The sequence below is a fragment of the Tenacibaculum retecalamus genome (assembly GCF_027941755.1).
Classification (GTDB): Bacteria; Bacteroidota; Bacteroidia; order Flavobacteriales; family Flavobacteriaceae; genus Polaribacter; species Polaribacter haliotis_B.
The window spans coordinates 372714-385338 of sequence record NZ_CP115916.1; the positions used below are offsets into that span (position 1 = coordinate 372714).

General features: G+C 30.3%; 9 protein-coding genes. 7 read left to right on the forward strand and 2 right to left on the reverse strand.

What is annotated here, in order from left to right:
• Window positions 1-2 precede the first annotated feature (2 nt).
• The 3 genes from PG912_RS01830 to PG912_RS01840 are packed head-to-tail and all read left to right on the forward strand — an operon-like array spanning window position 3 to window position 6007.
• Window positions 3-1343 carry a TolC family protein gene (locus tag PG912_RS01830; RefSeq protein WP_260586448.1) on the forward strand — a complete coding sequence of 447 codons (1341 nt, stop codon included), beginning with the start codon at window positions 3-5 and terminating at the stop codon, window positions 1341-1343.
• A gap of 11 nt (window positions 1344-1354) precedes the next feature.
• Entirely contained in the window at window positions 1355-2521 is a 1167-nt protein-coding gene (locus tag PG912_RS01835) for an efflux RND transporter periplasmic adaptor subunit (protein ID WP_275688250.1), read from the forward strand.
• Window positions 2522-2542: 21 nt separating this feature from the next.
• Window positions 2543-6007 (forward strand): efflux RND transporter permease subunit, encoded by a 3465-nt coding sequence (locus tag PG912_RS01840; RefSeq protein ID WP_275688251.1) that lies wholly within the window; start codon window positions 2543-2545, stop codon window positions 6005-6007.
• 115 nt (window positions 6008-6122) lie between these two features.
• On the opposite strand, the gene PG912_RS01845 is transcribed toward PG912_RS01840, so the two are convergent.
• The gene (locus PG912_RS01845) at window positions 6123-8450 is read right to left on the reverse strand and encodes a TonB-dependent receptor domain-containing protein (protein ID WP_275688252.1); all 2328 of its coding nucleotides are present in this window, start codon (window positions 8448-8450) and stop codon (window positions 6123-6125) included.
• A gap of 426 nt (window positions 8451-8876) precedes the next feature.
• On the opposite strand from PG912_RS01845, the gene PG912_RS01850 reads away from it, so the two are divergent.
• The 3 genes from PG912_RS01850 to PG912_RS01860 are packed head-to-tail and all read left to right on the forward strand — an operon-like array spanning window position 8877 to window position 10930.
• The gene (locus PG912_RS01850; protein WP_275688253.1) at window positions 8877-9728 is read left to right on the forward strand and encodes a sensor histidine kinase; all 852 of its coding nucleotides are present in this window, start codon (window positions 8877-8879) and stop codon (window positions 9726-9728) included.
• A gap of 2 nt (window positions 9729-9730) precedes the next feature.
• Window positions 9731-10447 (forward strand): LytR/AlgR family response regulator transcription factor, encoded by a 717-nt coding sequence (locus PG912_RS01855; RefSeq protein WP_275688254.1) that lies wholly within the window; start codon window positions 9731-9733, stop codon window positions 10445-10447.
• 18 nt (window positions 10448-10465) lie between these two features.
• Window positions 10466-10930: a regulatory protein RecX gene (locus PG912_RS01860; RefSeq protein ID WP_275688255.1), complete on the forward strand. Its 465-nt coding sequence runs from the start codon at window positions 10466-10468 to the stop codon at window positions 10928-10930.
• Here the strand turns inward: PG912_RS01860 and PG912_RS01865 are convergent.
• Window positions 10923-11447, reverse strand: a complete 525-nt coding sequence (locus tag PG912_RS01865; protein ID WP_275688256.1) for a hypothetical protein — start codon at window positions 11445-11447, stop codon at window positions 10923-10925. The two genes, PG912_RS01860 and PG912_RS01865, sit on opposite strands and share 8 nt — an antisense overlap.
• A gap of 181 nt (window positions 11448-11628) precedes the next feature.
• Here PG912_RS01865 and PG912_RS01870 point away from each other — a divergent pair, with 181 nt between their 5' ends.
• Window positions 11629-12597, forward strand: a complete 969-nt coding sequence (locus PG912_RS01870; protein WP_275688257.1) for an NAD-dependent epimerase/dehydratase family protein — start codon at window positions 11629-11631, stop codon at window positions 12595-12597.
• Window positions 12598-12625 lie beyond the last annotated feature (28 nt).

The window sequence follows — 12625 nt, forward strand, 5'->3', positions numbered from 1 at the left end:
CAATGAAGAAATACATATATAGTGTATTTATATTCTTTTGTACGAGCTTTCTGTTTGCGCAAGAAGAACTTAACATATCAATGCAAGAAGCAATTGATTATGCGATAAAAAACAATTACGAAAATAAGATAGCTTTAAATAATATTGAAGCAGCTAAAGAGAGAAAATGGGAAACCACTACGATGGGTTTACCTCAAATAAACGGAAAGGTAGATTATCAAAATTGGTTAAAACAACAAGTTTCGTTATTGCCTGCTGAAATTTCTGGTGGTGCTCCAGGAACTTTTACGCCAGTGAACTTTGGAACGAAACAAACAATGGACGCTTCATTGACTTTAAAGCAATTAATTTTTGATGGTTCTTATTTAGTCGGATTACAATCGGCAAAAACATATTTAAAAATATCAGAACAGGCTAAAGAAAAAACGGAGTTGGCAACAAGAGAAGCCGTTATTAACTCGTACGGAAATGTATTGGTTATAGAGAGAACAATTGATATTTTAGAGAATAACCGAACGGCACTTCAAAAAAACCTAGATGAAACTCAAAAAATATACGAAAACGGATTAACAGAGTTAGAAAACGTAGAGCAGCTACAAATAACACTTGGTACTATTGAAAACAATTATAGTAATGCCAAAAGAATGAAAAGCATTGCTTATAAAATGTTAAACATTGCCTTAGGTAATTCAATAGAAAAAAAGATTGTAGTAACTGATAATTTAGATGATTTAGTTCTTGCAAATACAGATTTAAGTTTGCTAGCAAAAGTTTTTAATGTTGATGATCATATCGATTTTAAAATAGCAGAAAATGAAACGGAAAGCAAAAAGCTTTTAATGAAATTAGAGCAAAGTAAAGCACTGCCAACATTATCGGCATTTGTAAATTACGGTGCAAGTGCAAATTCAAATGACTTTGATTTTCTTAAAGGTTCTCAAGAATGGTTTGATTACTCACTATTAGGAGTAAGTTTAAATGTGCCAATATTTAGTAGTTTTGGAAGACGATCAAAAACAGCGAGAGCAAGAATAGAACTTGAAAACGCAGAAATACAAAGTAAAAATATTGAGCAAAAATTAAAATTGCAAGCAGAAACTGCAAAAAGTGATTATCAGCTTAGTATTGAAAGTTTTCAAACTGCAAAGAAAAATTTAGGATTGGCTGAGCGTATAGAGAAAAAACAACAAATAAAGTTTTTTGAAGGACTTTCATCAAGTTTCGATTTATTACAAGCGCAAAATCAGTTATACACACAACAAAATAATTACGTACAATCTATGTTGAACGTAATAGCAGTAAAGGCACAATTAGAAAACGCATTAAACATACCACTAAAATAAAATTACCTATAATGAAAAAAATATATTCACTACTCGCAGTAACACTAATTTTAGCTTCCTGCGGAGGAAATAAAAAACAATCAATTGAAGATGTAATTGCTTCTAACGATTTGGTAAAAATACGTGCTAAAAAAACAGCTTTAAATACTCAAATACAAACATTATCAGCAAGTGTTAAAGTATTAAACGCTAAAATAGCGACATTAGATACTAATAAAAAAGTACCGTTAATAACAATTATATCAGCAAAACAAACAGTATTTAATCATTATTTAGAATTACAAGGAGATGTAAAAACGAAGCAAAACGTTTTAATATATCCAGAAATGGCTGGGCAATTGGTTCGAATTTATGTAAAAGAAGGACAATATGTAAAAAAAGGACAATCATTAGCTAAAATTGATGATGGTGGGTTATCTAATCAATTAGCACAAGTAGAAGCACAGGCAGCACTTGCAGAAACTACTTACGAACGTCAAAAACGATTATGGAATCAAAAAATAGGTTCAGAAATACAGTTTTTACAAGCTAAAACTACTTACGAAGCACAAAAAAATACTGTAAGTCAATTAAAAAGACAATTAGGAAAATCGGTAATAAAAGCGCCTTTCTCTGGAGTTATTGACGATGTAATTAAGGAGCAAGGAACGGTGGTTGCACCCGGAATGGGAGCTGAAATTTTTAGAATTGTAAATCTTTCTAAAATGTATATCGAAACAGCAGTACCAGAAAGTTATATTACTTCTATTAAAAAAGGAAAAAATGTTGAAGTTGAATTCCCTGTTTTAGGAAAAAAGATCAATTCAAGTGTGCGTCAGGCAGGTAATTTTATCAATCCAGCAAATCGTACTTTTAAAGTAGAAATAGCTGTTGATAATAAAGACGGAAGTATAAAACCAAATTTATCAGCGAAGTTAAAAATTAATGATTACACGAATACAGCAGCCTTGTTAATTCCACAAAGTATCATTTCAGAAAATGCAAAAGGGCAACAATATGTGTATGTTGTTACCGCTTTAAAAGATAAAATGGGTACAGCAAAACAAGTAATTATTACTACAGGAAAAACACAAGGAGATGTTGTAGAGATTTTAGAAGGTGTTAAAGCGGGTGATCAAATTGTTATGGAAGGTGCTCGTAGTGTTCAAAATGGTCAGCAAGTACAAATTTTAAACTAACTCATAAGTAAAATTATAAATATGTCTAAAAAGAACAAACAGGTAGATAAGGAATTTGGCTTATCTTCTTGGGCAATTAACAACAAAACTACCATGTATGTGGTGATGTTAGTTATCTTTTACTTAGGTGTTTCTGCTTTTTTTGAAATGCCTCGTGAGAGTTTCCCAGAAATTAAAGAAACAAAAATTTATATAAGTACCCCGTTTTTTGGTAATACGGCCGAAGATATCGAGAAACTTATTACGGATCCGTTAGAAGAAAAACTAAAAACGGTAAGTAACGTTGTTGAAATCACTTCTACATCTCAAGAAGATTACTCAATGGTAATTGTTGAGTTTAACGAGCATATAGAAGTAGAAGCAGCAAAACAAAAAGTTAAAGACGAAATAGATTCTGAAACTTCTAGTGAGGATTGGCCAACTTTTAATGGAGCAAAAGTAGAACCTAACGTTTTTGCTTTAAGTATGAGTGAAGAAATGCCAATTCTTAATATTAATATTTCTGGAGATTATACGGTAGGAAAATTAAAAGAGTTTGGAGAATATCTTCAGGATGAAATTGAAGGATTGCAAGAAATTAAACAAGTAGATATTCGTGGTGTACAAGACAAAGAAGTTGAAGTCGCTGTAGATATTTATAAAATGCAAGCAGCAAAAGTTAGCTTTGGTGATATTATAAATACGATTAACGGTGGTAACTCAACCATGTCTGCAGGTAATTTAATTACAAGCGGACAACGTCGTACGATTCGTATTTTGGGCGAAATAGAAAAGCCGTCAGATTTAGAAAGTTTTGTTGTAAAATCTGAAAAAGGAAATTCTATTTACTTAAAAGATGTTGCAGATGTAACATTTAAAGAAAAAGATATTACAACTTATGCACGACAATACGGGGAGCAAGTTATTATGCTAGACGTTAAAAAACGTGCTGGATCAAATATGGTTGCTGCTGCAGAGCAGATTCAGAAAATGGTTCAGGATGCGAAAGAAAATGTTTTTCCTTCAGATTTAGAGGTTACTATAGCGAACGATCAATCTTCAGTAACTATAGCAGCAGTAGATGATTTAGTAAATAATATTCTTTTTGGTGTTATTTTAGTAGTGATGGTTTTAATGTTTTTCCTCGGATTTAAAAACGCAATTTTTGTAGGTTTTGCAATTCCGATGTCTATGTTTATGTCGTTGATGATTTTAAACTTATTAGGTTACACATTAAATACCATGATTCTCTTCGGGTTGATTATGGGACTAGGAATGTTGGTAGATAATGGTATTGTAGTTGTAGAAAACGTATATCGTTTAATGGATGAGGAAGGAATGAGTAGAGTTGATGCAGCCAAAAAAGGTATTGGAGAAATTGCATTTCCTATTATTATTTCTACAGCAACAACAGTAGCAGCTTTTATTCCATTAGGTTTATGGCCAGGAGTAATGGGAGAATTTATGAAGTTGTTACCAATTACATTGGCTATTGTATTAAGTTCTTCATTAATAGTAGCTATCTTTTTTAACTCGGTATTGGTCTCTAATTTTATGAGTACTGAAGATAAAAATATGCCTTTAAAACAGATAATTACCACAACGGCAATTATGACAATTATCGGAATTTTGGTATACTTAATCGGAGGAACTTATAGAGGTTTAGGAGCGTTAATGGTTTTTACAGCAATAATGCTTTGGGTGTATCGATTTTTTTTGCGCGGTTGGGCAAATGCTTTTCAAACAAAAGTACTACCTCGTTTAGAAAATTGGTATGAGCGCCAACTACGTCGCGCATTATCTAAATCTAGACCATATTGGTTAATAGGAGGAACTTTTGCTTTACTTATTATCTCTTTTATTGCATTTGGAGCATCATTAGCTTCACAACGTACTAAAGTTGAGTTTTTTCCTAATAATAAGCCAAATCAAATTATTGTTTATATCGAGTATCCGCAAGGAACAGATATTGAAAAAACAAACAGAATTACCAAGCAAATTGAAAAGAGGGTTGATATTGTTTTAAATGATGCACAATATACAGATGGTGATTATAACTTCTTAGTAGAAAGTACCGTTTCGCAAGTAGGTGAAGGTGCTGGGAATCCGACTGCTGATGCAGGTTCTGGAGGTGAATTACCGCACAAAGGAAAAATTACAGCTTCAATGCGCGAGTATAAATACCGTAGGGGAGAAGATAGTGAATTATTGCGTCAAAAAGTACAGCAAGCTTTAGTAGGTATTTATCCTGGAGTTTTAATTTCTGTTGAAAAAGATGCGAATGGCCCACCAGCTGGTGCGCCAATTAATATTGAGATAGAAGGAAATGATTATAGTGAGTTAATCGCTATTGCAGAAAAAATGCGTGATTTCATCAATGCAAGAAATATACCTGGAGTAGATGAAATTAAGATAGATGTAAATAAAGATAAACCAGGAATGCAAGTTCTTATAGATCGAAAAAAATCTGGAGAATTAGGGGTTAACGCATCACAAGTTGGACAACAAATTCGTAATTCTATCTTTGGTGCCAAAGCAGGGATTTACAAAGAGAATGGTGAGGATTATGATATATATGTTCGTTTTAATAAAGCGAATAGATACAATTCTAGTGCTATTTTTAATCAGAAAATAACTTTTAGAGACAATACGGGGCAAATAAAAGAAATCCCAATTTCTGCAGTGGCAGAGCATAGTAATAATTCAGGGTTTAGTGCCATTAAGCATAAGGATGTTAAGCGAGTTGTAACGGTATATTCTCAATTGTCACCAGGTTTTACAGATGCTGGCGCGATTGTAAATCAAGTACAAAACGAAATGAAATCGTTTGAAGGAATGCCTAAAGACATCAAAATAGATTATACAGGGCAAATTGAAGAACAGAACAAACAAATGGCTTTTTTAATGGGGGCATTATTAACTGGTTTAGGGTTGATTTTCTTTATATTGATTTTTCAATTTAATTCCATTTCAAAACCAACAATCATCATGATTTCTATTTTGTTAAGCCTTATAGGTGTGTTTGGCGGAATGGTAATTACAGGTTCTTCTTTTGTTATTATGATGACCATGATGGGAATTATATCATTAGCAGGAATTGTGGTGAATAATGGAGTAGTATTACTAGATTATGCACAACTATTAATTGATAGGAAAAAACTTGATTTAGGTTTAGAGGAAACAGCTTATTTAGAAACAAACGATTTGTTTGAGGCAATTGTAAGAGCAGGTAAAGCACGTTTAAGACCCGTGTTATTAACTGCAATTACAACCATTCTTGGTTTAATCCCTTTAGCAATTGGGTTTAACATAAATTTCTTTACATTGTTTGCAGATTTTGACCCTAAAATATACATGGGAGGAGATAACGTAATTTTTTGGAAGCCATTAGCATGGACTGTAATTTATGGTTTATTAATAGCTACCTTCTTAACATTAATAGCTGTACCTATTTTATTCTTCTTAATAACGAAGTTTAAAATGTGGTTACGAGTTAAAATGGCTTAATATAAAATAAGTAAACAATAAAAAAAGGGGGTTAAAGCTTTAAGTTTTCATCCCTTTTTTTATTGTTAAGATTTACTTGTCACTGCGAGGTATAAAGCAGTCTTTGCAATATGAATTAATCAGGTAAACGATCTCTGTCTTTTTTAGATCGATTAAATCGGTAGGTAAAAGTTATTGATGTAAGACTGCCGGCAGGTTTGTTGTAGCTATTTGTAGTGTAATTTTCACCTGTAATTAGTTGTTTACGAACTCTAGAATCTAAGATATTACTCATGTTTAAGGTAACGGTTGCCTTGTCGCTCCAAAAATCTTTACTAACCCCCAGGTTCATTCTATATTGAGCTTCTGTGAATATTTGACCACTTTGTCTTTCTCCGCTATAGTTAAAGCTTGATTGAAGCGTTAGTCCCGAAAATTTCATTCTAGAGTTTAAACGGGTAGACCATGTGCTATCATCAATTGTATAAAGGCCTCTTTGATTAAAAGAATAGTAATTAAACTCACTAGATAAACGCCACCATTTATAAGGAGAATATCGGATAGCTAATTCAGTACCAAATCTGTTTTCAGTTCCAGAATTAATAGGCTTTGAAATTAAAGCACCATCAGTATTTGGAGTTACCAAAGTTTCAAATACATTTGTTGTTTTCTGATAATAAACAGAAGGATTAAAAGTGAATTTACTCCAGCGTTTTAAGAAACCTAATTCGAAAGAATTTGTATACATTGGGTTTAAGTCTGGGTTACCAACACGAATATTACGTCGATCAGAAATCCCTCCAAAAGGATTTATATGCCAAAAACTAGGACGTCTTATTCTTCTACTGTAACTTAATTGCATATTTGCAGCATCGTTAAAGTTGTAGGTAAAATGCGCTGTTGGAAACAAATCAGTATAACTTTTAGAAGTTTCAAATTTATTATTCCTATCTGTACTACCTGTGTTTGCATATTCGGCACGCAATCCAAATAAATATTGCAGTTTATTTTTTTTATTTCCATACTGCACGTATGCTCCGTAAATACGTTCGTTGTATTTTAACAAATTATCTAAACTATCTATTAAAACAGTATTGTCCCACACTTTATAGTCACTATTAATATTTCTAATTTCACCTTTAATACCCATTTCTAGATGAGATTTTTCATTGATAGGTAACTTAAAATCAGTTTGAAATAAAAAGTCTTTACTACTTTCTATATCTCTACTTTTTAACAAGTTAATGGCTGAGGTAGTAGGGAAAAGTTCTTGTTCTTCTACAGATTCATTTTCATCGTCGTTCCAAAAATCATATTGAAAATTAGCAGTAAGCTTTTGTCCTTTTTTAGCAAATGTTTTTACATAGTTTAATTCAATTTGATTTGCAACTTGAGGTTCTCTGTATGCTTCTTTAGAGGTTAAAATATTTTCTGGTTGTTTTAAATTATCTAAGAAATTAAATGTGTAATCTACTTTATTCTTACTTGTATTATTTCTGTAATAATAACTTAATGTTAGTGTGTTTTTGTCATTTATGTAATAATCACTACCAAAGTAAAGATTAAAAGTACGTCGGTTTCTATTTGAAATTGTTGTTCTGTTAGAAAATGAATCAATAGTACCATTGTTGTAGTTCGTTCTGTTTAAATAACCATCTCCATTGAAAGATCTATAACGATATGAAACATTAGAGAATAGATTGAATTTTTCTTTTTTATAATTTACGTTATAATTAATACGATGATTATCAGGAGTACCTGTTGTTAACTGTAAAGAACTTCCAAAGCCACCATTTTTATTTCTCTTTAAAATAACATTAATGATTCCCCCAGTACCTTCGGCATCATATTTTGCTGATGGATTGGTAATTACTTCAATCTTTTCTATACTTTCAGAGGGAATAGATTCTAACCCATTGTTAGCCGTTAATACAGACGGTTTTCCGTTAATCAAAACGCGAACATTGGTGTTTCCTCGTAAACTTACAGCACCTTCAATATCTACATTAACGGACGGTACACTGTTTAAAATGTCGTTAACAGAGCCTCCTTTTGAAATTAAATCTTTTCCTACGTTAAAAACACGTTTATCTAATTTATATTCTACAGTAGATTTTTCTGCAACAACCTCTATTTCGTCTAATGCCTGAGCATCTTCCTGTAAGAGAATTGTGCCTATTGAGTGATTTTTTGTTAATGAAATATTGTTTATTAAGTGGTTTTTAAAACCAATGAATTCAATTTTAACGTTGTAATTTCCTTTTTTTATTTTGATAGAAAATTCTCCTTTGTTGTTAGTAGATTCTCCAGTAATAAGTTTCTTAGTAGTTACATCAGTTAAAATTACAGTAGCAAATTCTAAAGGTTGTTTTGTGTTTTTTTCAACAATTTTACCTGTAAGCGTTGTCTGAGCAGATAATTGAATAACACTTAATAGTAAAAGTGCAAATAGTATTTTTTTCATTTGATGTGTTTTTTATGATGCAAATATGAGTTTGATTATAATACTATATTTAATTAATAGACGAATGAGTGTAAAAAATCGACGTTTGATTTTTTTTAGTTTAAAAGATTCATTTAGGAGGTAAAAGGTTATATTTAGGAGTGAAAAACGCAGATTTATCGATTTGTAATTATTATTGATGAAGCTATTTATATATTTACCGTTATGATTACAACAATAGCCATTATTAAGTTTTTTCAAAAGAATAAAATATTACAACATGTGTTATTTTGGTGCGTTTTTTTCGCGCTAGACTTTCCTAAAGATCTGTTTAGTCATCAAAAAAACTTTGCTTTTTCACGAACTTTTGTAATGTCGTTGTGCCATTTAATTCCGCAAATAATTACCTCTTATTTTTTAGCTTATTACGTAATTCCAAAATTTTTATTGAAGAAAAAATATATAAAAGCAATTATTTTATTTTTAGTTGGAACATATTTACTAGCAGCATTTGATAGGGTTTTAATTGTACATGTTGGAGAAATTTTAGTACGAAGAGGAACTTTTACGCAAGAACCTTTTTTAGAAATTTTAATGGATTGGAAAAAATTACTATTTTATTATGTTCCTAGTATGTATTTAATGACTTTTATTTTTCTTTCCACAAAATATTTTATGGACTACAAGAAGGTAAAAGAAAAAGGATTGGTTTTAGAAAAAGAAAAGTCGAAAAACGAATTAAAAACATTAAAAGCACAGTTAAATCCGCATTTTTTATTCAATACATTAAATAATATATACTCATTATCTGTTAGTAATTCACCAAAAACATCTGTTTCAATAGGTAAACTTTCAGAAATATTAGATCATGTATTATATCGATGTAATGGCCAGTTTGTATCACTTTCAAGTGAAATAGAATTGCTTAAAAATTATATTGAATTAGAAAAATTACGTTATGATGATCGATTACAAGTTTTATTTACAACAAATATAGAGGAGGATACCGAAATACCACCACTAATTTTGTTGTCGTTAGTAGAAAATGCTTTTAAACATGGGGCTGGTGAAGATAGTGGTTCACCAAAAATTGATATTCATATTTTAAATAACCAAAAAGAATTTACTTTTAAAATTTCGAATACCATATCTAAAGACTATCAACCAAAAAATAAAGAAAGTATTGGGCTTATTAACATTAGAAAACAGCTTAATTTAATTTATAAAAATAACTATAATTTGAATATAGATTGTTCTAAAAGTACCTTTACAGTTGTGTTAAATGTTAATCGAAATTAATTATGAAAGTAAAATGTTTGTTAGTTGATGATGAGCCTTTGGCAATTAAATTAATTGAAAATCATATTTCTAAAATTGATGCTTTAGAGGTTGTTGCAACATGTAATAATGCCTTAAAAGCATTCGAAATTATAAACACGCAACAAATTGATTTGATGTTTTTAGATATAAAAATGCCAAATATTACTGGAATCGATTTTTTAAAAACACTTAAAAACCCACCTAAAACAATTTTTACAACAGCTTATAGAGATTATGCAATTGAAAGTTACGATTTAGAGGTTGTAGATTATTTGTTAAAACCAATAACTTTTGAGCGTTTTTTTAAATCAATTGATCGTTTTTTAAGAGATAAAAAAGAGGTGACTGTATCTACTTCTGTCTCAGAAAAAAATAACCTAGAAGATTTTTTATTTGTTAAATCTGGAAACAAACATCACAAAATAAAAATAGAGGAAATAATTTTTATTGAGAGTTTAAAAGATTATATAAAAATACACACAGTAAACAACAAACGAATTGTAGCTAAATATAAAATTGGAGAAATTGAAGAAGAATTAAAAGATAAAAAATTCTTAAGAATTCACAGGTCTTATATAGTTAATACAAACAAAATATCAGCATTTACAATGAATGATATTGAAGTAGATTCGGTAGAAATACCAATAGGTGCAAGTTATAAAGAAAAGGTAATTTCTTTTTTAAATAAATGGAAGTAGGATTTGTATTTTTGATCTATGGATAAAAAAGTTTTTACTGTTGATGAGGTTAAGCGAAAAATGGAGCATTATTGTGCTTACCAAGATCGTTGCCATAAAGAGGTAGAAAATAAGTTAAGAGAGTATAGTATAATTCCTGAAGCTCGAGAAATAATTCTTTTAAGTTTACTAAAAGATAATTTTTTAAATGAAGAGCGATTTTCTAAAAGTTTTGCAAGAGGAAAATTCAGAATAAAAAAATGGGGAAAACAACGAATAGTTAGAGAGTTAAGATTCAGAAACATCTCTGAATACAATATAAAAACGGCTTTAAAAGAAATTAATAAAGAAGATTATATAGCTACTCTATATAGTTTAGTAAATAAAAAAAACAAGTTAGTAACAGAAACAAATTTATTTAAAAGAAAAAAGAAAATAGCTGATTACTTATTGTATCGAGGTTTTGAAAGTAGCTTGGTATACGAGGCGTTAAAATCTATTTAAAATTAAAAAGGCTATCTAGTGCAATTTCTTTATCAAATCTTTTTTTAGCGTAAACGGTATTTATTTTATGATTCATACTTCCAAAAAGGGCAAGTACTTTTTTTACTTGAGCGTTTATTTCTTTGGAAGTAATTGCCGGGATATAAGTCATATCAACCAACCTTAAAACTTCATTTTCAAAAACATTAGCACGTGCTTTAAATGCAGGTGTTTTTAGCGTTTTTATAGTTAAGCTATCCTTTAGTTGTTTTGTTAATGTTTTTAGTTCTAATGCGCTATTTAAAGCTTCAGTAGGTGAAACGTTTTCTAATTGCTGAATAAACTCTTCCGCAGTAAAATATGTTTTCCATTCCTTTATTTCTTTACTAGAGGTTTCGTCTAAACGTGTGTATTTCGAGTGTTTAACAATGGCATCCATTCCAGTTTTTTGAACCGGAGCATTTTTTTCAATGCCCTTTTTTTTACAAGAAGAAACAATCAATATAAAAGAAAATAAAACGAATAAAATGTATCTCATTATTAGAAAATTAAAGGGATAAAAGTACATATTTTACTTGGTTTATGAATAAGAAGAAAATTATAAGTTTGTAATCAGTTATTTATGTTGTTATTTTGTTGATAATTAAAAAAGTAGAAATATTTTTTACGAATTATGAAATTTAATAACTTTGCAATCCTATATTTTTGAATTTTTAAAAATGAACGATACTATATTAATTTTAGGTGCCTGCGGGCAAATTGGAACAGCATTAACAGAAAAGCTACGTTCTTTATACGGAAACGAGAATGTAATAGCTTCTGATATTAGAGAAGGAAACGAAGAAATGATGACTTCAGGACCTTTCGAAATTATTGATGCTACTAGTAAAGAGCGAATTTTCGAAGTAGTTGAGAAATATAAAGTAACGCAAGTATATTTAATGGCAGCAATGCTATCTGCAACAGCAGAAAAATATCCATTAAAAGGGTGGGATTTAAATATGTCTTCTTTATTAGCTGTTTTAGAAATAGCGCGAGAAAAACACATTCAAAAAGTATATTGGCCAAGCTCTATGGCTTCATTTGGACCAACGTCACCAAAAATAAATACGCCTCAACAAACAATTATGGAGCCGTCAACAGTATACGGAATAAGTAAGGTTGCTGGTGAACATTGGTGTAATTACTATCATGAAAAATATGGAGTAGATGTGCGTAGTATTCGTTACCCTGGTATTATTAGCTGGGAAACATTACCTGGAGGAGGAACTACAGATTATGCAGTTGATATTTATTTTGATGCTTTAAAAAAAGGAACTTATGAGTGTTTTTTATCAGAAAACACCCGTTTGCCAATGATGTATATGGATGATGCTATAAATGCAACTATTCAGATTATGCAAGCTGATACAGAAAAAATAAAAACAAGAACTTCTTATAATTTAGCGGCTATTAGTTTTACACCGAAAGAAATTACAGCAGAAATTAAAAAATATATTCCTGAGTTTGAAATTAGTTATAAGCCAGATTTTAGACAAGCTATTGCTGATAGTTGGCCTCAAATTATTGACGATTCTCACGCAAGAAAAGATTGGGAATGGAATCATAAATTCGATTTAGCATCTATGACAAAAGATATTGTTACGAATTTACAAGCATTAGAAAAACAGAAATTAGAAGAAGTGTAAGTTTTTTAATTTAACTACGTCTATAAAA